This window comes from Streptomyces sp. NPDC003016 (assembly GCF_053591455.1).
Genome location: NZ_JBSFTV010000002.1, coordinates 68,915 through 89,089 on the forward strand (window position 1 = coordinate 68,915; position 20,175 = coordinate 89,089).

Consider the following 20,175-nt stretch of genomic DNA (forward strand, 5'->3'; position numbering starts at 1 on the left):
CGGTGGTTCTGCGTACGCGGCGCTCCGCCTACGCGCGCCTCAGACCGCCAGCGCCTGCTTGACCTGGGCGAGGCTCGGGTTGGTCATGACCTTCTGCTCACCGGAGGCGGGGACCACGAGGACGGTCGGGACCGTCTGGTTTCCGCCATTCGCCTTCTCGACGAAGGCCGCCGACTCAGGGTCCAGCTCGATGTTGATCTCGGTGTACGCGATGCCCTCGCGGTCCATCTGGCTCTTGAGCCGACGGCAGTAGCCGCACCACGTGGTGCTGTACATCGTCACAGTGCCCTGCATGTCGTATGCGCTCCTCTGGTTCGCCGGGACGTGTCCCCGGTGAGTCGGAAATGCCAGTGTGTGAACGTACGTGACCCGACCGTCATTCCCGCATCCCGCATCAGTACGACCGGCACCCGGCCCCTGTGGACAACGGCCGCACCCACCTCTCACGACCTGGCAGCATGGCGGGGTGACAGCAGCAACGCACCTCTCTCCTTTCCCGCAGGTCCCCGACTCGGCAGACGCGGTGCTCGAAGGGCTCGACCCCGAGCAGCGCACGGTCGCCACGGCCCTGCACGGTCCGGTGTGCGTACTGGCGGGAGCGGGCACCGGCAAGACGCGTGCCATCACGCACCGCATCGCGTACGGCGTACGCGCCGGGATCCTGCAGCCCGCCAGCGTGCTTGCCGTCACGTTCACCAACCGGGCCGCCGGCGAGATGCGCGGGCGGCTCCGCCAGCTCGGCGCGGGCGGCGTCCAGGCCCGGACGTTCCACTCCGCCGCGCTGCGCCAGCTCCAGTACTTCTGGCCGAAAGCAGTCGGTGGCGACCTGCCCCGTCTCGTCGAGCGCAAGATCCAGCTGGTCGCCGAAGCCGCCGCCCGCTGCCGCGTCCGTCTCGACCGCAACGAGCTGCGGGACGTGACAGGCGAGATCGAGTGGGCGAAGGTCACGCAGACCGTCCCCGGCGACTACCCGGCCACGGCCGCCAAGTCCGGCCGTGACGTCCCCAGGGACGCGGCGGAGATCTCCCAGATCTACGCGATGTACGAGCAGCTCAAGCGCGACCGGGCCATGATCGACTTCGAGGACGTGCTGCTGCTCACCGTCGGCATCCTCCAGGACCGGGACGACATCGCCGACCACGTGCGCAGCCAGTACCAGCACTTCGTGGTGGACGAGTACCAGGACGTCAGCCCGCTCCAGCAGCGGCTGCTCGAACTGTGGCTCGGCGACCGGCAGAGCCTGTGCGTTGTCGGCGACGCCAGCCAGACGATCTACTCCTTCACCGGCGCCACCCCCGACCACCTGCTGAACTTCCGCACCAAGCATCCGGATGCCACCGTGGTGAAGCTGGTCCGCGACTACCGCTCGACGCCGCAGGTCGTCCACCTGGCCAACGGCCTGCTGAGCCAGGCGCGGGGCCGGGCCGCCGAGCACCGCCTGGAGCTGGTCTCCCAGCGCGAGGCAGGGCCCGAGCCCGTCTACACGGAGTACGCAGACGAGCCCACCGAGGCCGAGGGCACCGCCCGCCGCATCCGCGACCTCATCACGGCGGGCGTCCCGGCCGGCGAGATCGCCGTGCTGTACCGCATCAACGCCCAGTCGGAGGTCTACGAACAGGCTCTGGCCGACGCCGGCGTGCCCTACCAGTTGCGCGGCGCGGAGCGGTTCTTCGAACGTCAGGAGGTGCGGAAGGCCATCCACGGCCTGCGCAGCGCCGCCCGGTTCGGCAACAACGACCCCCTGCTCGACGACCTCGTGGACCTCCCCTCCCAGACCCGCGCCGTCCTCAGCGGCAACGGCTGGACCACGCAGCCCCCCGCGGGCTCCGGGGCGGTACGCGACCAGTGGGAGTCACTGGCCGCGCTGGTGCGCCTCGCGGAGGACTTCGCGAAGGCCAGGCCCGCCGCGACGCTCTCCGACCTCGTCACGGAGCTCGACGAGCGCACGGCCGCCCAGCACGCGCCCACCGTCCAGGGCGTCACCCTCGCCTCGCTGCACTCGGCGAAGGGCCTGGAATGGGACGCCGTGTTCCTGGTCGGTCTCACCGACGGCATGATGCCGATCACCTACGCCAAGACCGACGAGCAGATCGAGGAGGAGCGGCGCCTGCTGTATGTCGGAGTCACGCGCGCCCGGCAGCACCTCGGCCTGTCCTGGGCCCTGTCCCGCTCGCCGGGCGGCCGGGCCTCCCGCCGTCCGAGCCGGTTCCTGAGCGGACTGCGCCCCGGCTCCGCACTCTCCGGCAGCCGTGGCGCGGGCGGCGGCGGAAGCATCGAGCACGGCGGGGGCGGCAGCGGCAGCAGCGGAGGCACCGGCGGTGTGGTCAAGCGCAGGCGTCGCAGCTCGGCCCTGTGCCGGGTGTGCGGAAAGACGCTCACCGACGCGGGCGAGGTGAAGCTGATGCGCTGCGAGGACTGCCCGTCCGACATGGACGAGGCGCTGTACGAACGGCTGCACGCCTGGCGAGCCGATCAGGCGCGGGAGCTGGGCCAGCCCGCGTACTGCGTCTTCACCGACAAGACGCTGATGGCGATCGCCGAGGCGGCGCCGGCCGAAGCGGGAGAACTGGCAGTGATCTCAGGAGTCGGCGCGCGCAAGCTGGAGCGTTTCGGAGCCGATGTACTGGCTCTTTGCGCAGGCCAGGAGCGTGGCGGGGCCGACGAGGAGGACTGATTCAAACTCGTCGAAAAAATAGTTTGCGCATGCCCCGGGAATCCCCATAGGTTCTTAACCACGGGAACAGCGACTTCTCTGAAGCCCTGATTCCGTGCTGTACTTATCCGAATACGTAGGGACCGGCCTCGTGCCACCAGGTCCCCCAAGACGCCGAGAGGAGGCGAGCCCAGTGACCAGCTTCATGACCTTCACCAAAATGACCGATCGCTCGGTCGTCGCCTCCTGCCCGCTCGGCTCCTCGCTCCGTGGCACCGGTATGTCCGGCGGCATTGCCGCCGTCCGTCCGGCGTCCCTCGCGGGCCTCCCCGTCCTGGCCCTGGCGCGCAATGAGCGACCGACCGAGGCACCGGAAGCAGCAGGAGCAGCGGCACAGGCGAAGGCCTATGCCTTTGCGGCAGCCGGTGCCGGATTCAAGAAGCAGACGACGCAGCACCACACGATGTGGGCCTTCCGTGGGCTCGAACCCTGGAGTGATCCAGCCTGATCCAGGATCAGGCTGGCGCCTCAGGGCCGCGGAACCCCACCAGGGATCCGCGGCCCTTCTGTTTTTCCCGCAGTGGAGAGACAGAGCGAAGGGGCCTCGGGACAGCAACCGCCACCCGGCCGACCGGCCGGAACGACTCGACGAGGAAAAAACCACCGTGCAACTCGAAACGCACGCCCCGTCCGTACCGCCTTCCCGAGCGATCACCTCGCCGCCCGGTCTCACGGAGGACCCCGCCTTGACTGCCCAGACCGCCTTGACCCCCCTCACCGCGCTCACCGCGCTCGACGACGCCATCGAGAACCTCGGTACGCCCGTCCCCTGCCGCTCCTACGACCCGGAGGTCTTCTTCGCCGAGACCCCGGCCGATGTCGAGTACGCCAAGTCGCTCTGCCGGACCTGCCCGCTGGTCGAGGCCTGCCTGGCAGGGGCCAAGGAGCGTCGCGAGCCCTGGGGCGTCTGGGGTGGCGAGCTCTTCGTCCAGGGTGTCGTCGTCGCCCGCAAGCGGCCGCGCGGCCGCCCGCGCAAGAACCCGGTCGCGGCATGAACGCCATCGGAACCATCGACCGACCCCATACGCACGATCCCCAAAAGCAGGCCCCGATGACCTCTTCCCCCAGCGAGCCCTTCGGCACCGCCACCCACGACGTCACCATCACCGGCGCGAACGACTCGCGTCAGAACAGGAACCGCGAGATGCAACTCATCCCAGAAGCCCTGGCCCGTGCCCATATGCAAGAACGCCGACGGGAGGCCGAGGCGGAACACCAGGCCGTGCGCATGGTCGCCGCCCGGCGGATGCAGCGCCGCGCAGAGCGCGTGTCACTGCGCGCCCGCCGCGCCCTGGCCATGGCGGTCATGCAGTAACAGGCACTCGGCAGGCCGGTACATGAAGGCCCGCCGCGGGGGCCGGTCCGAACGGACCGGCCCCCGCAGCGCGTTGACCGGCCCCCGCACGTCGGCGGGAGCACCGCCACAAGGGGAAGTCCGGCCCGGCTACGCCCCGGCCGCCGCCTCCTCCTCCACTTCGACACGGTCGTCGGCGAGGAAACCGGGCAGCCACTCCTCCAGCTCGTGCCGCAGTCGTACGGTCGCACCCAGTTGGCAGAGCACTCCGATGGTGCTCAGGGTCACCCGGTGGATCAGCAGATAGGACGGCGGCAGATTGAGCTGCTTGCCCAACTGATGCGCGGGGGACCGGACATCGGCTATTCGCGCCGCCTGTCCGCGTATCCAGCCCCGGGTGAACGTGAACTCGTCTGCCTGTGCCGGCTCGATGATCGGCAGCAGGTAGTCCAGCACCGCGTCCGGGTCGAGGTCGATGGTCTCCTTCACGAAGCCTTCCTCGCGGAGCAGTGCGTACACCGCGTCGGCCTCGCCGTCGATCGTCATCCGCAGCGATTCACCGATCGTCGCGGGCAGCCCTCCGGGCAGCCGGTCCACGGTGCCGAAGTCCAGGACGCCGAGCCGCCATTGTGCGACCGCCCCGTCCTCGTTCCCCCCGCCCTCGCCGTCGGGGACGGCACCGCCGGGTTCTGCGCCGCCGGTATCTGCGTCGGCACTCCCCACGGGCACCAGCCGGAAGTTGCCCGGATGCGGATCCGCGTGCAGCAGCCCTGTGCGGGCCGGCCCGGAGAAGAGGAACCGGGCCAGCAGCTGCCCCGCCCTGTCCCGTTGCTCCGCCGTACCGCCCGAGATCACATCGGCCAGCGGGATCCCGTCGATCCACTCCGTCACCAGGACTTGATCGCTCTGGTGCACCACACCGGGCACCAGCACGTCCGGATCGTCCGCGAACTCCTCCGCGTGCTCCCGCTGGGCCTGCGCCTCCAGCTCGTAGTCGAGCTCCTCCGACACCCGGTCGCGCAGCTCGGTGATGAGCGGCTTGATGTCCATCCCCGGGACGAGCGGGCCGAGCAGCCGCGCGAAGCGGCTCAGTTGGTTCAGATCGGAGAGCAGTGCCTGCCCGGCCCCCGGGTACTGCACCTTGACGGCGACTTCGCGCCCGTCGTGCCAGACGGCCCGGTGCACCTGGCCGATCGAGGCAGCCGCCGACGGCTTGTCCTCGAACTCCAGGAACAACTCGCGCCATTCCTTTCCGAGCCGCTCCTCCAGCACCGAGTGCACCGTGCGGGTCGGCATCGGCGGCGCGGCTTCCTGGAGCTTCGTCAGCGCCGCCCGGTAGGGGCCCGCGACTTCCTCGGGAAGCGCGGACTCGAAGACCGACAGGGCCTGCCCCAGCTTCATCGCGCCCCCCTTCAGCTCGCCGAGGACCTTGAACAGCTGGTCTGCCGTGCGCTGTTGGATCTCACGGCCCACTATCTCGGCCGACTTGCCGCCGATCCGCTTGCCCAGGCCCCAGGTGGCTCGGCCGGCGAAGCCCAGTGGCAGTGCTGCCAGCTTGGCGGTACGGGTGACCGCCTTCCGGGGAAGATCAGACATGAGCCCCTCCAAATCCCAGACACCCGTGGCCGCCTACGACGGTCACCCGGCCATTGTGTCCTGTGGCTTTCCGGCAGCCGAGGCGCACTCCCCCTCAGCCCGCCCACCGGCGCCGCAGGCGCAGTCGCGGTGCGGATCCATCCGTTCCTGCCGCCAGTCCAGCAGGGGCATCGAGGTCTCCCACCGGACCCCGGTGGTGGCGGGCAGCTCGCCGTCCAGGAAGGACAGGGCGTGTGCCGCCGCCAGCCCTGCCACCGCGGTCGCCAGACCGATGTCGCAGGCCGGTACGGGCCCGCCGCGGCCGGAGCGCCACTGCGCCAGCATCCGCAGCCACCCCGGATCCCGCTCCTCACGCCCCAGCGCCATACAGCCCGCGCACGCACTGCCGCCCGGCAGCACCAGTGGCCCCACCACTCCCGTCGCCTCGGCGACCCCCACATAGAGGTGGGGCGTCCCCGAACGCAGCCAGGGCTCGGCGGCGACAGGGTCGGGAGCGTACGCGGCGGATCCGTCCCGGGGCGCCACGATCACCAGTGACAACCCGGGCTCACCACCGGCCGCGGCCCCGGCGGGCCCGGCCCGATCCGCGATCTCCGCCGCACGCGGAAGCCGGCCGGGCGCGGCCCGCCGCACCAGTTGTCGTGCCGCCACGTCCCGCCGACCGCCCACCGACTCCGCGGGCAGCCCGCCCGGTGCGACGTCCCAGAGCTCTGTGCACCCGCCGTCCAGGACCTCGACGCGGCCCACCCCACCGGCGGCCAGCACCGACGCGATCGTCGCACCGACCCGTCCGGCGCCCCGTACCTGAACCCGTATGGCGCGCCGCGCCGCCAGGCGCCGTGCCCCGCCGCCCGGTTCGGCATGGACCACGGAGAGCGACGCCAGATCGGGGCGCAGCCGGTCGAACGCCTCGGCGCGTCCCCGCAGGGCGTCCGCCCCCGCGCCGCCCGCCGTCGCGTCGTCGATCAGACCTGCCGCCGTCAGCCGCGCCACCAGGTCGTCCACCCTCCCGTCGGGCAGCCCCATCGTCCGCGCCTCCTCCCGCAGCAGCGGTAGGCCGCGTGTCCCGTCGAGCAGCCCCAGGAAACTGCCCGTCGCCGTGTCCACCGGGCCCACCGTCACCGCGTGCGCGGACGTCATGCCGAATTGCACGGTCTGCCGGTCCCGCCATGCGCGCCGCAGCGCGGGCTTCACCATCGGATGCATTTCGTCGCCCCCCGTCGGTCCGTCGGTCTGGCGATCTGCCGGTTCACCGGCCTGCCGGTCCGTCGGTCTGTCGCAAGATCCGCTCTCGGGTCTCAGAATGCACGGCCTGACGGAAGAGGGCTGAAAGTTGTCCACAGGCACTGCGTATTAGTCGTACGAATCACATCGGTCGTTCGCACGCCGCACGCCGCACGCCGCACGCGAGAGAATAGATCGCGTTCGAATCATCCGGAGGCGGGACTTCCACCACTGGCAACGGGTAACGTCGTGCCGTGCCCGCCGACCCTCTGCACAGTGCGACAAACCCGCCGCCCCGCGGCTCACGGTCGAACGCCGTCGAGGTCCGCAGGAGCGCCCGCCGCAGCAGGACGGTCTCCGCGTACCGCGAGGGCGACCGCACCATCGTGCTCATCCCCGACCGGATGTCGGAGGCCGAGGAGCAACGCTGGGTGACCGTGATGCTCGACAAGCTCGCCGCCCAGGAGAGCAAGCGCCTCTTCGGCGACGCCGAGCTCGCCGAGCGCGCCCAGCGGCTCTCCGCCCAGTACTTCGGCGGCAGGGCGCGCCCGGTCTCGGTGCGCTGGGTGACGAACCAGAGCACCCGCTGGGGGTCGTGCACTCCGGCCGAAGGCAGCATCCGTCTTTCGCACCGCCTCCAGGGCATGCCGGAGTACGTCGTCGACTACGTGCTCGTCCACGAACTCGCCCATCTGCTCGTGCCCGGACACGGTCCCCGCTTCTGGCAGCTCCTGGAGGCGTACCCGCGCACCGAGCGGGCCCGCGGTTATCTCGAAGGAGTGATCGCCGCCGAGCGGTTGCCGCACCCGCCGGGCGCACGCGCTGAGTGACTCCGGGCGGCTCTGTACCGACTCTGTACCGGCTTGGCCGGATGTCGGCATTTGCGGTTAGCCTGACGCGACGCATTCACCTCGGGATGGGGGACGGTCGTTACGCATGGCCAGGGAATTCCAACGCGGCCACAAGGCCAGAATCAGTGACCTCACAGCGGGTACGGATCTGTACGTAGGAGTACAGATCGCGGGACCCGGGCTGTCCTTCGACATCAGCTGCTTCGGGCTCGACGCCAATGAGCAGCTCTCGGACGACCGGTATTTCATCTTCTTCAACCAGCCGAAGTCGCCCGAGGAGTCGATCCAGCAACTCGGTGCGCAGTCGGGGGACACCGAGTCGTTCCGTGTCACGCTGGACCGCGTCCCGGCGAACATCCACCGGCTCTCCTTCACCGCGACCATCGACGGTGCGGGGCAGATGTCGCAGGTGGGGCCCGGTTACATCCGGATCGTCGCAGGGGGCGAAGAGGTCGTCAGGTACGCCTTCGACGGCTCGGAGTTCACCACCGAGCGCGCGGTGATGCTGGGCGACTTCTACCTCAAGGGCGTGTGGCGGTTCGCCGCCGTCGGCCAGGGGTTCGACGGCGGACTCGAGGCCCTGCTGAAGAACTTCGGCGGTGAGGTGGCCGAGGAGGAACCGGCCGCCCAGCCGCAGGCTGCGGCGCCCTCCTTCGCCCCACCGCCCCAGGCGGCACAGCCCGCCCCGTCCTTCGGCGCGCCCACCACCCCGCCGGCTCCCGCGCCCGCTCCGGCCCCCGCGCAGGGCTTCGCCCCGCCGCCGCAGCCCGCCCCGCAGATGTACGCCGCCCCTGCCGTCGCGGCGCCCATGCCCCTGCCGCCGCAGGGTGGCGCCGTACCGCCGGCCCCTCCGTCGCCGTACGGACAGCCGCCCCAGCAGCCGCAGTTCGGCCAGGTGCCGGGCCAGATGCCGGGACAGGTCCCCGGGCAGACCCAGCCGCCGGGTGCGCCGGCCCCGTACGGACAGCCGGCCCCCTACGGACAGCCGGCCCCGTACGGACAGCCGGCCCCGTACGGACAGCCGGCCCCGTACGGACAGCCCCAGGGCGTACCGCAGGGCGGCATGCCCCAAGGCGCCCCGCAGGGCGGCGGTCTCAAGGCCGCCCTCCAGCCGTACCGCGAGGCAGCCACCGGCCAGCGCTGGACCCCGCAGAACCAGCAGCTCATGCGGGCCGACCTCACCATGGGCGGTACGCCGATCCTGGCCCGCCAGGGCAGCATGGTGATGTACCAGGGCAAGGTCGACTTCAGCCACAAGGGCGCGGGCTTCACCGGCCGCATCGTGGGCAACGCGACCGGCCAGGAGATGCAGTTGATGCGCTGCACCGGACGCGGCCAGGTCTTCCTCGCGGAGGACGGCGCGAACCTGCACCCCATCGAACTCCAGGGCGACGGCATCTGCGTATCGGCCGAGAACGTTCTCGCGTTCGACGAGTCGCTCCAGTACGAGGTCCGCCGCATCGAGGGCCACGGCATCCCCGGCGGCGCCCTGTTCACCATGCAGTTCCAGGGCACGGGCACCGTGGTCGTGAAGACCCACGGCATCCCGGTCGTCCTGCCGGTCACACCTACCACGTTCGCCGACGCCAACGCCGTCGTCGCGTGGTCCGCGGCGTCCCAGGTGATCCTCTCCAGTCAGGTGCGGCTGCGTCGCAACGCCTACCCGGGCCACAGCGGAGAGACCGTCAACCTGCAGTTCCGGGGAGCGCCCGGCAACTTCATCGTCGTCCAGCCCTACGAGGTCTGAGGGAGCCCGTCATGAATCAGCAACTCGCGGGCTACGCCCCGACCCCGATCGCGGCCCGCATGGAGAACCACGGGCGTTCGATGCTCAAGGTCGCCATGGCCACCGGTCAGGACCTCTACGCGCGCACCGGCTCGATGGTGGCGTACGAGGGCTTCATCCAGTACGAACCGAATCCGCCGGCGGCCCGCCAGGTCGCGTCCCAGTGGGTCACCGGCGAGGGCGCGCCGATCATGAAGTGCGCCGGTGACGGCCTGCTCTACCTCGCCGACTACGGCGCGGACGTCGTCGTCATCAACCTCAACAACGACTCGCTCTCGGTCAACGGCAGCAATGTGCTGGCCTTCGACGCGCACCTCCAGTGGAGCGTGGAAAAGGTCAAGGGCATGGCGAAGTTCGCCGGCCAGGGTCTGTGGAACGTCGAGATCACGGGCACCGGCTGGGTCGCCGTGACCTCGCGCGGTACGCCGATCGTCGTCGAATCCGGACGCGGCGAGGACGAGACGTACGTCGACCCCGACGCCCTGGTCGCCTGGTCCCCGAACCTCAAGGTGAAGGGCAAGCGCAGCTTCAAGGCGTCCGCCCTGGTCGGACGGGGGAGCGGAGAGGCGTACCAGATGGCCTTCTCCGGCGAGGGAATCGTCGTCGTACAGCCGAGCGAGGACAGCACCGACCGCCTGCGGATCCGGGGCTGAGGGGGAGCGAGAACACACCATGCAGAGTCCGCTTTTCAGTCATACCGAACAGCAGTCCCAGGACCGGTACACCGTGCAGAACCCGCAGCTCCTGCGGATCTCGCTGACCGGCCACGACGACGTCCTCGCCCGCAAGGGTGCGATGGTCGCGTACCAGGGACTGATGGATTTCGACGGCGAGTACCGCTCGAACAGCCAGCGGCGCGCCCGGGCCAACACCGGTGAGGGCCTCGACCTGATGCGCTGCTCCGGGCAGGGCACCGTCTACCTCGCCAACCTCGCGCAGTACGTCCATCTCGTGGACGTCGACCGCGAGGGCATGACGGTCGACAGTGCCTACGTCCTCGCGCTGGACTCCTCGCTCAACACCGAGGTCATCGCCGTCGACAGCCAGTACGGCATCTCCGGCACCGGCAAGTACCAGCTCAACATCTCGGGGCAGGGCAAGGTCGCGCTGATGACCTCCGGCCAGCCGCTGATGCTCCAGGTGACGCCGGAGAAGTACGTCAACGCCGACGCCGACGCGATCGTCGCCTGGTCCAGCTCCCTGCGCGTGCAGATGCAGGCCCAGACGCACTCGTCCAACGTGCGCCGGCGGCGCGGCACCACCGGCGAGGGCTGGGAACTCAGCTTCCTCGGCCAGGGTTTCGCACTCGTGCAGCCCAGCGAGGTGATGCCGCCGCAGAACGCGCAGCTGGGGCAGGGCGCCGCTGCGCAGTTCGGCGTGGGCCAGCAGGGTGCCCGCAGCCAGAACCAGAACAACGCCTGGAACTGAGCGCGCACGGGGCACAGGAACGCGCAGGCACGCACGTAAGCACAGGTAAGGGGCGGGCTCCCAGGAGCCCGCCCCTTACTCACCTGCGGCACTCACCTGCGGCACTCACCTGCGGCACTCACCTGCGGCACTCACCTGCGGCACTCACCTGCGACGCGTACGCCCGTCTGCAGTGCCGCCCGCGTACGTTCCATCAGCCGTACGACCGACTGGTCGGCCACACCCGCCACCTCGTCGTACGCGAACCAGCGCAGGTCCAGCGACTCCTCGCTGATCGCCTCGACCGCACCACCCGGCGCCAGCGCCGCGTACTGCACGTCCAGGTGCCAGTTGCAGGGCGCCGGAATCGGATGCCGGTCCAGCCGCACCGGGCCGAGGGGCAGCAGCGTCAGCCCCGGGATGCCGGACTCCTCCGTGGCCTCGCGCAGCGCGGCCTCCTTGAGCGTCGCGTCGCCCGGCTCGCAGTGGCCGCCCATCTGGAGCCACATGTTCAGCTTCTTGTGCAGTGTGAGCAGCACCCGGCCGCGCTCCGGATCGACGACCAGCGCACTCGCCGTGACGTGCCCGGCCTCGCATGCCTTCCACATCCCGTCCGGGTGCGCCGCCAGGTGATCCAGGTACGTCCGGCGCAGCTCCTCCTGGTCCTCGTAGCTCTTCAGTACGAGGACCGCGTCGTCGTGCAGGCTCACTTGTCGCTGTCGCCCTCTGCGCTGTCGCCCTCTGCGCTGTGGCCCTCTGCGCTGTGGCCCTCTGCGTCGTCGCCCTCTGCGGCGCTGCCCCTGCCGTCGTCCTTCTTCAGGTCCGGCTTCGGAGCCGGACCCCCGTCGGCCGCCTCGCCGAGCATCTTGTCGAGCTCGGAGAAGTCCATCTGCTCGCGGTGCACGAACCCGTCCGGGTCGTCCAGGTCCTCTGCCGTCGGCAGCATGTCCGGGTGCTCCCACAGCGCGTCGCGCCCGTCCAGTCCGCGCGCGTCCGTGAGCGAGGCCCACAGTCGCGCCGCGTCCCGCAGCCGCCGCGGACGCAGCTCAAGGCCGATCAGCGTCGCGAAGGTCTGCTCGGCGGGACCACCGGAGGCCCGCCGCCTGCGCAGCGTCTCGCGCAGCGCGTCCGCCGACGTGAGCCGAGGCTTGGCCGCCTCGTGCACCACGGCGTCCACCCAGCCCTCGACGAGCGCGAGCGCCGTCTCCAGACGGGCCAGCGCCGCCTTCTGCGCCGGGGTGTCCTCCGGCTGGAACATGCCCTGCTGGAGCGCCTCCTGAAGCTGCTCCGGGTGCGACGGGTCGAGCTGGCCGACCACGTCCTCCAGCTTCGAGGTGTCGACCTGGATGCCGCGCGCGTATCCCTCGACCGCGCCGAACAGGTGCGAGCGCAGCCACGGCACATGGGCGAAGAGTCGCTGGTGGGCGGCCTCGCGCAGTGCCAGGTACAGCCGCACCTCGTTCTTCTCGATGCCCAGGTCCTTGCCGAACGCCTCGATGTTCAGCGGCAGCAGCGCGGCCTTGCCGGCCGGACCCAGCGGCAGGCCGATGTCGGTCGAGCCGACCACCTCGCCCGCCAGCACGCCCACGGCCTGCCCGATCTGCTGGCCGAACATCGCACCGCCCATGGAGCGCATCATCCCGAGCAGCGGGCCCGCCATGGCCTGCATCTCCTCGGGCAGTACGTCGCCCATGGCCGCGCCGACGCGCTCGGCGACCGGGTCCACCAGCTGCTTCCACGCGGGCAGGGTCGCCTCGACCCACTCGGCGCGGCTCCACGCCACCGACGTGCTCGCGCCGGAGGGCAGCGAGGTCACGCCGTCCAGCCACAGATCGGCGAGACGCACCGCCTCCTCGACCGCGGACCGCTCACCGGGGCTCACGCTGGAGTCCTTGGAGCCGTCGGCGGTGCCCTGCGAGACCGTCTGGCGCGCGATGTCCTTGGCCATGTCCCAGTTCACGGGACCGCCCTCGTAACTGAGCATCTGCCCGAGCTGCTGGAAGGCCGCGCCCAGGTCGTTCGGGTTCAGCGAGCCGAACATCGCGGCGAACGGATTGTCTCCGCCCGCGCCGCCCGGCAGACCGCCGAACCCGCTGAACGGGTTCGCCGGACCCTGGCCACCCTGGCCACCGCCCTCGCTGCCCTTCTTCTTGCCATCGTCGCCGTCCTCCGGCTCCTCCGGCGGAAGGCCGAATCCGAATGGGGTGTCACTCACGGGTTTCCTCGGCTCGTAAGGCCGCCGGCTCCGGCCGGCGGCGGCTGCCCGACATCACCACCCAGCGTAGACACCCGAGCCGAAGATGGGCTCGGTGCTCCGCCGACTCGTTGCCTGCGGCAGGATGGACGCCACCTGGTACGTACGCGTCACAGCGTGCACGTACTGAAGACAACCGCTGGAGACGCCCGGTGAGTTCCCCAGATCCGCAGGTTCGCGCATCACAGAGTGCTGAAGTTCGCCAGAGGCGAAACGAATCGTCCCCGTCGGCCCGCGGGCTCGTGGTCGCGGTCACAGGTGCCGCCTCGGGCATCGGTGCGCTGCTCATCCGGCGCCTCGCCGAGTCCGAGGAGATCAAGAAGGTCGTCGCGATCGACGAGCGCCGCGGCGAGGTGGCCGAGGCGCAGTGGCACATCCTGGACGTGCGCGACCCGGCCATCGCTGAGAAGCTGCGGGGTGCCGATGCCGTGGTGCACCTCGCACTCGACCTCGACCTCGAGTCCGACCCCGCCGCCCGTACGGCGTACAACGTGCGGGGCACCCAGACGGTGCTCACCGCCGCCGCGGCCGCCGGTGTCCACCGCGTCGTGCTCTGCACGTCGGCCATGGTCTACGGCGCCCTGCCCGACAACGACATCCCGCTGTCCGAGGACGCGGAACTGCGCGCCACCGCGGAGGCCGCCGGCGTCGGCGACCTCCTGGAGATCGAGCGCCTCGGCCGCCGGGCGCCCCGCGCGCACCCCGGCCTCAACGTCACCGTGGTCCGCCCCGCCGTCCTGGTCGGCGGCACGGACACCGCGCTGACCCGGTACTTCGAGTCCCCGCGCCTCCTGGTCGTCGCCGGGTCCCGCCCGACCTGGCAGTTCTGCCACGTCGAGGACCTGGTCAGCGCGCTGGAGTACGCCGTGCTGGAGAAGGTCGACGGCGAGATCGCGGTCGGCTGCGACGGCTGGCTGGAGCAGGAGGAGGTCGAGGAGCTCAGCGGCATCCGCCGCATGGAGCTGCCGTCCGCGGTCGCCCTGGGCGCCGCGGCCCGGCTGCACCGGATCGGTCTCACGCCCTCTCCGGCCGGGGACCTCGCCTACACGATGCACCCCTGGGTGGTGAGCGTCAGCAGGCTCCACGAAGCGGGCTGGCGGCCGCAGTGGACCAACGAGGAGGTACTGGCCGAACTGCTGGCGGAGGTCGCGGGCCGGCACACCGTCGCGGGCCGCCGCCTCGGCCGCAAGGACGCCACGGCGGCGGGCGCGGCGGGCGCCACGGTCGCCCTGCTGGGCACGGCCGCACTGGTGCGCCGCGTACGCAAGGCGCGGGGCCGCATGTAGGACCCTCCATACGCGGGTCCCGTACAGCCGGTCGAAAGCGCTATTCCGCAATGCCGGTGCGGTACGGCACGATGGGCGCCATGGCAGGTACGTACCCCCACCCGGGCGAGCAGGCGGCACAGGACCCCATCCGGCTGCTGGCGATCCGCGACACCCCGCTCTCCGTCGACGAGGTGTTCGCCGCCGTGGGCGAAGACGCCGCGGGCGGAACGGCGCTGTTCGTCGGCACCGTGCGCAACCACGACGGGGGCGCCGACGTCGACCGGCTCGGCTACTCCTGTCACCCCTCGGCCCAGGACGAACTACGCCGGGTGGCCGAAAAGGTCGCCGCGGATTTCCCGGTGCGCGCGCTGGCGGCCGTCCACCGTGTGGGTGACCTGGAGGTCGGCGACCTCGCGGTCGTCGTGGCGGTCTCCTGCCCGCACCGGGGCGAGGCGTTCGAGGCCTGCCGCAGGCTGATCGACGACCTCAAGCACGAAGTGCCGATCTGGAAGCACCAGACGTTCTCCGACGGCACGGAGGAGTGGGTCGGAGCGTGCTGACGGATCCCCGTCGGGACCGTTGAAACCTGGGGGGCGTCCATGCGCCCCGATTTGCGTAACCGGACCCCTGCCGTGAGCGTTGGACTGACCAATGGCTAATCTGCTGATCGGCCGATAGCGGTCGGTCCCTGGGGTCGGGAGGTCGGAATGGCGGCACTCGCGTGGTTGCTGATTCCGCTGTTCGCCGCATTCGGCGCTGCGATATGGGGGACCTGGGCGACCCGTAGTCGAACAGCCGGCGACGTCTCGGAACTCGCCGGCTACGCCCGGTTCCGTGAGGCCATGGAGAAATCCCGCTCCGGTTCCGACGCCGCCTGAGCCCCCGTGAAGCGGCCCCGCCCGTACGCCCGGACCCGGAGGCCCCGTACGGACCGGCCCCAGCGGTGTACTGACAGGCCTGTCCCGTACTGTCGTTCCATGCCACGCCGCACAGCGACGATGCTCGCCTCCACCCTCATCATGATCGCGCTGCTGTGCGCGGGCGTACTCATCACTCCTCCGTACTCGGAGATGTCCCCCGGCCCGACGGTGAACACCCTCGGCGAGGCCGACGGCGAGCCGGTACTGCAGATCTCCGGTCACAAGACATACCCGACGACCGGCCATCTCAACATGACGACGGTCAGAGTCACCGGCGCGGACTACCGGATGAACCTCGTCGAGGCGGTCTACGGCTGGCTGGCACACGACAGCGTGGTGGTACCGCACGACACGCTCTATCCGGACGGCAAGACGGAGGAGCAGTCGACCCAGGAGAACGCCGAGGAGTTCAGCCAGTCCCAGGAGACCGCCAAGACCGCGGCGCTGAGGGAACTGGGCATTCCGGTGAAGACACGGGTCGTGGTCTCCACTGTTCTCAAGAACAGCCCCGCCGAGAGCAGGCTGCACGCGGGCGACGTCATCAAGGCCGTGGACGGCACGGCCGTCAAGGCCCCCGAGGACGTCGCCGAGCTCGTCACCCGGCACAAGCCCACGGAGAGGGTCGTCTTCACGGTCGTCCCGGCCAAGGAGGCGGTCGCGGCGGAGAAGGCGGGCAAGGAGCCGATGGGCAGCGAGGACGTCGTCATCACCACGGAGAAGGCCGAGGACGACGACCGCGCGATCGTCGGGATCCAGGCGGGCCCCGACCACACCTTCCCGTTCGACATCGACATCAAGCTCGCGGACGTCGGCGGCCCCAGCGCGGGCCTGATGTTCTCGCTCGGCATCGTCGACAAGCTCACGCCCGGCAACCTGACCGGCGGAAAGTTCGTGGCGGGCACCGGAACGATCGACGAGGACGGCAAGGTCGGCCCGATCGGCGGCATCGAGATGAAGACCGTCGGCGCGCGCAACGCGGGCGCCGAGTACTTCCTGACGCCCAGCGAGAACTGCGCGTCCGCCGTCGCGGACATCCCCGACGGCCTCACCCTGGTGAAGGTCAAGACGATCGACGACGCGAAGAAGTCGCTGGAGAAGATCGGCAAGGGGGACACGGCCGGCCTGCCGCAGTGCACGACGGGCTGACGGCCGCGCCCCCGGGGGACGGCGGTGACGCTTCGCGGCGCCTACGCCTCGAAGGTCGCGGCCAGGGCCTCGGCGAGACCGGGAACGAGCATGGAGCCGGTGAGCACCTCGGTCGGGGAGTCCTTCTCCCGCAGCCGCAGCGCGGACTCGCGCGCCCCGTCGCGCAGCACGGCCACCGTCATGCGGACCTCCTGACGGTCCGGGTGCTTCGCGACCCACTTCGCCAGCTGGGCCTCGTTCAGCCCTTCGGGTACGGACGTCTCGGCGGACGGCGGCAGCATCAGCCGCTCCACCGTCAGCGCGCAGCCGGCCACCGCGTCGGGCCAGGCGATCGTGGCGAGGAACTCGTCGAGCGCGGTGCCCGACGGGATCTCTTCCTGCTCGACGGGGGTGAGCGTGGCCGTCGACTCGCCGTCGGCGAGACCGAGCTGGGCGGCGAGGCCCGGCTCCTGGGCACGCAGCTGGGCGGTGTCGACGAGGGCGAACAGCCTGGCGGGCTGGTCCCAGCCGAGACCGGAGGTGTATTCGTCGATTTCGAGCACGGCGCGGGTGAGCGGGCTCGTGGCCATGGGGGGCCCGGAGGGGGAAACGTTGGACATGCTTGACATCCTGCCTCCTTCGGACCCCGAAGCGGGAACTGAGTAAAGCTTCAGTAAGTTGCATGAGTGGGCTCTACGATCGCGGAGCCTGCTCCTACGACAGCGAACTTTCGAGGTGCGCACCTTGGCTTTCCAGATGCCGGACCGCGGCGGAGGCCCGACAGGGCCACGGATCAGAGTCGGCCGGCCCTCCCGGCGTGCCAGGAACCTGCTCATGACCTTGGGCGTCCTGGCCGTACTGGCCATGGCGTTCGTCATGTTCGCCGGGTTCTGGACGGACTGGCTCTGGTACCGCTCGGTCAGATATTCGTCCGTTTTCACCACCACCCTGTGGACCAAGATCGGGCTCTTTGCCGTCTTCGGCCTGCTGATGGCCCTGGCCGTCGGCGTGAACATCTGGCTCGCGCACCGGCTCAGGCCGCCGCTGAGCGCGATGTCGCTGGAGCAGCAGAACCTGGACCGCTACCGGATGGGCATCGCCCCGTACAAGAAGTGGGTGCTCCTCGCGGTCACCGCCCTGGTCGGGCTGATCGCCGGAGCATCCGCGTCCGGGCAGTGGCGCACCTGGCTCATGTGGGTCAACGGTGTCTCCTTCGGCCAGAAGGACCCCCAGTTCCGGCTGGACGTGTCGTTCTTCGCGTTCGACCTCCCCTGGTACCGCTTCCTGCTCGGCTTCGGCTTCGCGGCCGCCGTGCTCTCCCTGATCGCCGCCGCGCTGGTGCACTACCTGTACGGCGGCCTGCGCATCACCAGCCCGGGAGCCAGGGCGACCGCCGCGGCGACCGGCCACCTGTCGGTGCTGCTCGGCATCTTCGTGGCGCTCAAGGCCGTCGCGTACTGGCTCGACCGGTACGGCCTGGCGGTGAAGTCCAGTGACTTCAAGGCCACGGGCAACTGGGCCGGCCTGCGGTACGTCGACGCGAACGCCTACCTGCCGGCGAAGACGATCCTCTTCTGCATCGCCGTGATCTGCGCACTGCTGTTCTTCGCGACGCTGTGGCGCCGCACCTGGCAGCTGCCCGTCATCGGCTTCGGCCTGATGGTGCTCTCGGCGATCCTCATCGGCGGGCTCTACCCGGCGATCGTGCAGAAGTTCCAGGTCCAGCCGAACGAGCAGGCCAAGGAAGCGCCGTACATCAAGAAGAACATCGACGCGACGCGTGAGGCGTACGGCATCGACGACGCGAAGGTGGACGATTACCAGGGCGTCGGCGACAGCAAGGACAACGTCAAGCTGCGCGAGGACGCCGAGACGGCGGCCAGCTACCGCCTGATCGACCCGAACGTCGTCTCGCCGACCTTCCAGCAGCTCCAGCAGGAGCGCAAGTACTACCAGTTCCCCACGACGCTGGACGTGGACCGGTACAACGGCCAGGACACGGTCGTCGGTCTGCGCGAGCTCGACGTCAAGGGCATCCCCAAGAGCAACTGGATCAACGACCACTTCACGTACACCCACGGATACGGCGTGGTCGCCGCCAAGGGCACCGCGGTCAAGCCGGACACCGAGGGCGCCCCGGACTTCGTGCAGTCCGGCCTGCCGTCCCGGGGCACGCTCGGCGAGTACGAGCAGCGGATCTACTACGGCGAGAAGACCGAGCAGTACTCGATCGTGGGCGGGCCGCAGAAGGAGCTCGACTACGAGAAGAACGGCGAGCCCACCAAGACCACGAGCTACGAGGGCAGGAGCGGGGTCAACCTGTCGAGCCCGCTGAACCGCGCCGCGTACGCCGCGGCCTTCAGCGAGCCGCAGATCCTCTACTCGGGAGCCATCGGCGAGGGCTCGCGGATCCTGTACAACCGCACGCCCAAGGAGCGCGTCGAGGCGGTCGCGCCCTGGCTGTCCCTCGACGGCGACGCCTACCCGGCGGTCGTGAACGGACGCATCCAGTGGATCGTCGACGCGTACACCACCACCAACGGCTACCCCTACGCCTCGCGCACGACGCTGGGGGACACGACGGCCGACTCGCTGTCGCAGACCGACAGCCAGCGCGCGGTGATCGCCCAGCAGAACCAGGTCAACTACATCCGCAACTCGGTGAAGGCCACCGTCGACGCGTACGACGGCACGGTCAAGCTGTACCAGTGGGACACCGAGGACCCCGTCCTCAAGACCTGGATGAAGGCGTTCCCGGGCACGGTGAAGGCGAAGGGCGAGATCGCCCCCGCGCTGATGGACCACCTGCGCTACCCGCAGGACCTCTTCAAGGTGCAGCGCGAGCTGCTCACCCGCTACCACGTCGAGAGCCCGTCGCAGTTCTACAGCGGCAGTGACGCGTGGCAGGTGCCGGACGACCCGACGACCGGCGAGAAGAGCTCGGTGCCGCCGTACTACCTGAGCCTGAAGATGCCCCAGGAGCAGGAGCGGAAGTTCTCGCTGACGACGACGTTCACCCCCAACGGGCGCCCGAATCTCGGTGCGTTCATGGCGGTCGACGCCGACGCGTCGAGCAAGGACTACGGCACGATAAGGCTGTTGAGAGTCACGGGCGACGTACCGGGACCGCAGCAGGTGCAGAACCGGCTCAACAGCAACGCCGAAGTCGCCGAGTTCGTCAGGAACCTGAAGGGCGCCAACTCGGACATCGAGTACGGCAACCTGCTGACGATCCCGCTGAACGACGGCTTCCTGTACGTCGAGCCGGTGTACGCCCAGGGCAACAACGCCTACCCGCTCCTGAAGAAGGTCGCCGTCTCCTACGGCAGGGAGACCGTCTTCAAGGACACGCTGGGTGAGGCGCTGAACGCGGTCTTCGGCGAGGAGGGCGAGACGCCTCCGCCGCCGGGTGACGGTGACGACGACACCACCAGGCCCCCGTCCGACGGCGACGATTCGCTCCAGAAGGCCATCGAGGACGCCCAGAAGGCGTACGACGAGGGCGAGGAGGCGCTGAAGGAGCAGGACTGGACCGCGTACGGCAAGGCGCAGGAGGAGCTCCAGGACGCGTTGCAGCGGGCCGCCGACGCCGGGGCGGAGACCGGGGCGCCGGCCAAGCCGGGCGCCGGGTCCGAGCCCGGCGACAAGCCCGGCGCCGAGGCGGAGAAGGACGAGAAGGGCGACCAGAAGGGCAGCTGAGCAGGGACGTCCCCGCGCCGTGGTACTGTTTGAACACA

19 protein-coding genes are annotated in these 20,175 nt (G+C 70.2%); 13 read left to right on the forward strand and 6 right to left on the reverse strand.

Annotated elements, in window-relative coordinates; translation table 11 throughout:
* Nucleotides 1-39 precede the first annotated feature (39 nt).
* Nucleotides 40-294, reverse strand: a complete 255-nt coding sequence (locus tag ACWDZ4_RS01735; RefSeq protein ID WP_451506481.1) for a glutaredoxin domain-containing protein — start codon at nt 292-294, stop codon at nt 40-42.
* A gap of 172 nt (nt 295-466) precedes the next feature.
* On the opposite strand from ACWDZ4_RS01735, the gene ACWDZ4_RS01740 reads away from it, so the two are divergent.
* From ACWDZ4_RS01740 to ACWDZ4_RS01755, 4 genes are all read left to right on the forward strand, one after another.
* Nucleotides 467-2,674: an ATP-dependent DNA helicase UvrD2 gene (locus ACWDZ4_RS01740; RefSeq protein WP_451506482.1), complete on the forward strand. Its 2,208-nt coding sequence runs from the start codon at nt 467-469 to the stop codon at nt 2,672-2,674.
* A 184-nt stretch (nt 2,675-2,858) separates the two neighbouring features.
* Nucleotides 2,859-3,161: a hypothetical protein gene (locus tag ACWDZ4_RS01745; RefSeq protein WP_451506663.1), complete on the forward strand. Its 303-nt coding sequence runs from the start codon at nt 2,859-2,861 to the stop codon at nt 3,159-3,161.
* 157 nt (nt 3,162-3,318) lie between these two features.
* Nucleotides 3,319-3,708: a WhiB family transcriptional regulator gene (locus tag ACWDZ4_RS01750; protein WP_451506483.1), complete on the forward strand. Its 390-nt coding sequence runs from the start codon at nt 3,319-3,321 to the stop codon at nt 3,706-3,708.
* Nucleotides 3,705-4,028: a hypothetical protein gene (locus tag ACWDZ4_RS01755; protein WP_451506484.1), complete on the forward strand. Its 324-nt coding sequence runs from the start codon at nt 3,705-3,707 to the stop codon at nt 4,026-4,028. Before ACWDZ4_RS01750 ends, ACWDZ4_RS01755 begins: the two co-directional genes overlap by 4 nt.
* 129 nt (nt 4,029-4,157) lie before the next feature.
* Here ACWDZ4_RS01755 and ACWDZ4_RS01760 read toward each other — a convergent pair whose 3' ends face one another.
* Nucleotides 4,158-5,603 (reverse strand): ABC1 kinase family protein, encoded by a 1,446-nt coding sequence (locus ACWDZ4_RS01760; protein ID WP_451506485.1) that lies wholly within the window; start codon nt 5,601-5,603, stop codon nt 4,158-4,160.
* Nucleotides 5,604-5,645: 42 nt separating this feature from the next.
* Nucleotides 5,646-6,809, reverse strand: a complete 1,164-nt coding sequence (locus ACWDZ4_RS01765) for a ThiF family adenylyltransferase (protein WP_451506486.1) — start codon at nt 6,807-6,809, stop codon at nt 5,646-5,648.
* Between the two features lie 272 nt (nt 6,810-7,081).
* Here ACWDZ4_RS01765 and ACWDZ4_RS01770 point away from each other — a divergent pair, with 272 nt between their 5' ends.
* From ACWDZ4_RS01770 to ACWDZ4_RS01785, 4 genes are all read left to right on the forward strand, one after another.
* Nucleotides 7,082-7,657 carry a M48 metallopeptidase family protein gene (locus ACWDZ4_RS01770; protein WP_451506487.1) on the forward strand — a complete coding sequence of 192 codons (576 nt, stop codon included), beginning with the start codon at nt 7,082-7,084 and terminating at the stop codon, nt 7,655-7,657.
* 106 nt (nt 7,658-7,763) lie between these two features.
* The gene (locus ACWDZ4_RS01775; RefSeq protein WP_451506488.1) at nt 7,764-9,425 is read left to right on the forward strand and encodes a TerD family protein; all 1,662 of its coding nucleotides are present in this window, start codon (nt 7,764-7,766) and stop codon (nt 9,423-9,425) included.
* Between the two features lie 11 nt (nt 9,426-9,436).
* Nucleotides 9,437-10,117, forward strand: a complete 681-nt coding sequence (locus tag ACWDZ4_RS01780; protein ID WP_451506489.1) for an AIM24 family protein — start codon at nt 9,437-9,439, stop codon at nt 10,115-10,117.
* Between the two features lie 19 nt (nt 10,118-10,136).
* Nucleotides 10,137-10,892, forward strand: coding sequence for an AIM24 family protein (locus tag ACWDZ4_RS01785; RefSeq protein WP_451506490.1), 756 nt, complete (start codon nt 10,137-10,139; stop codon nt 10,890-10,892).
* 131 nt (nt 10,893-11,023) lie between these two features.
* Here the strand turns inward: ACWDZ4_RS01785 and ACWDZ4_RS01790 are convergent, their stop codons facing one another.
* Both ACWDZ4_RS01790 and ACWDZ4_RS01795 read right to left on the reverse strand, forming a co-directional pair.
* A complete protein-coding gene (locus ACWDZ4_RS01790; RefSeq protein ID WP_451506491.1) occupies nt 11,024-11,581 on the reverse strand; it encodes an NUDIX hydrolase in 558 nt (185 codons plus the stop codon).
* Nucleotides 11,578-13,086 carry a zinc-dependent metalloprotease gene (locus ACWDZ4_RS01795; RefSeq protein WP_451506492.1) on the reverse strand — a complete coding sequence of 503 codons (1,509 nt, stop codon included), beginning with the start codon at nt 13,084-13,086 and terminating at the stop codon, nt 11,578-11,580. The genes ACWDZ4_RS01790 and ACWDZ4_RS01795 overlap by 4 nt, the downstream gene beginning before the upstream one ends.
* Before the next feature lie 191 nt (nt 13,087-13,277).
* Between ACWDZ4_RS01795 and ACWDZ4_RS01800 the strand changes: the two genes are divergently transcribed.
* The 4 genes from ACWDZ4_RS01800 (at nt 13,278) to ACWDZ4_RS01815 (ending at nt 16,459) form a co-directional block, all read left to right on the forward strand.
* Nucleotides 13,278-14,411 (forward strand): SDR family oxidoreductase, encoded by a 1,134-nt coding sequence (locus tag ACWDZ4_RS01800; RefSeq protein WP_451506493.1) that lies wholly within the window; start codon nt 13,278-13,280, stop codon nt 14,409-14,411.
* Between the two features lie 80 nt (nt 14,412-14,491).
* Nucleotides 14,492-14,953: a molybdenum cofactor biosynthesis protein MoaE gene (locus tag ACWDZ4_RS01805; RefSeq protein ID WP_451506494.1), complete on the forward strand. Its 462-nt coding sequence runs from the start codon at nt 14,492-14,494 to the stop codon at nt 14,951-14,953.
* A gap of 147 nt (nt 14,954-15,100) precedes the next feature.
* Nucleotides 15,101-15,271 (forward strand): hypothetical protein, encoded by a 171-nt coding sequence (locus ACWDZ4_RS01810; RefSeq protein WP_451506495.1) that lies wholly within the window; start codon nt 15,101-15,103, stop codon nt 15,269-15,271.
* Between the two features lie 99 nt (nt 15,272-15,370).
* On the forward strand, nt 15,371-16,459 hold the full coding sequence (locus ACWDZ4_RS01815; protein ID WP_451506496.1) for a YlbL family protein: 1,089 nt from the start codon (nt 15,371-15,373) through the stop codon (nt 16,457-16,459).
* Between the two features lie 41 nt (nt 16,460-16,500).
* Here the strand turns inward: ACWDZ4_RS01815 and ACWDZ4_RS01820 are convergent, their stop codons facing one another.
* A complete protein-coding gene (locus tag ACWDZ4_RS01820) occupies nt 16,501-17,067 on the reverse strand; it encodes a PPA1309 family protein (protein WP_451506497.1) in 567 nt (188 codons plus the stop codon).
* Nucleotides 17,068-17,194: 127 nt separating this feature from the next.
* Here ACWDZ4_RS01820 and ACWDZ4_RS01825 point away from each other — a divergent pair, with 127 nt between their 5' ends.
* Nucleotides 17,195-20,137, forward strand: coding sequence for a UPF0182 family membrane protein (locus tag ACWDZ4_RS01825; protein ID WP_451506664.1), 2,943 nt, complete (start codon nt 17,195-17,197; stop codon nt 20,135-20,137).
* The last annotated feature ends 38 nt before the right edge of the window (nt 20,138-20,175 follow it).

Excerpts from the sequence above, each read along its gene's own strand:
- ACWDZ4_RS01735 (WP_451506481.1), bottom strand. The coding sequence starts at position 294 with ATGCAGGGCACTGTGACGATGTACAGCACCACGTGGTGCGGCTACTGC.
- ACWDZ4_RS01745 (WP_451506663.1), top strand. The coding sequence starts at position 2,859 with ATGACCTTCACCAAAATGACCGATCGCTCGGTCGTCGCCTCCTGCCCG.
- ACWDZ4_RS01755 (WP_451506484.1), top strand. The coding sequence starts at position 3,705 with ATGAACGCCATCGGAACCATCGACCGACCCCATACGCACGATCCCCAA.
- ACWDZ4_RS01760 (WP_451506485.1), bottom strand. The coding sequence starts at position 5,603 with ATGTCTGATCTTCCCCGGAAGGCGGTCACCCGTACCGCCAAGCTGGCA.
- ACWDZ4_RS01765 (WP_451506486.1), bottom strand. The coding sequence starts at position 6,809 with ATGCATCCGATGGTGAAGCCCGCGCTGCGGCGCGCATGGCGGGACCGG.
- ACWDZ4_RS01775 (WP_451506488.1), top strand. The coding sequence starts at position 7,764 with ATGGCCAGGGAATTCCAACGCGGCCACAAGGCCAGAATCAGTGACCTC.
- ACWDZ4_RS01780 (WP_451506489.1), top strand. The coding sequence starts at position 9,437 with ATGAATCAGCAACTCGCGGGCTACGCCCCGACCCCGATCGCGGCCCGC.
- ACWDZ4_RS01785 (WP_451506490.1), top strand. The coding sequence starts at position 10,137 with ATGCAGAGTCCGCTTTTCAGTCATACCGAACAGCAGTCCCAGGACCGG.
- ACWDZ4_RS01805 (WP_451506494.1), top strand. The coding sequence starts at position 14,492 with ATGGCAGGTACGTACCCCCACCCGGGCGAGCAGGCGGCACAGGACCCC.
- ACWDZ4_RS01810 (WP_451506495.1), top strand. The coding sequence starts at position 15,101 with ATGGCGGCACTCGCGTGGTTGCTGATTCCGCTGTTCGCCGCATTCGGC.
- ACWDZ4_RS01815 (WP_451506496.1), top strand. The coding sequence starts at position 15,371 with ATGCCACGCCGCACAGCGACGATGCTCGCCTCCACCCTCATCATGATC.
- ACWDZ4_RS01820 (WP_451506497.1), bottom strand. The coding sequence starts at position 17,067 with ATGTCAAGCATGTCCAACGTTTCCCCCTCCGGGCCCCCCATGGCCACG.
- ACWDZ4_RS01825 (WP_451506664.1), top strand. The coding sequence starts at position 17,195 with ATGCCGGACCGCGGCGGAGGCCCGACAGGGCCACGGATCAGAGTCGGC.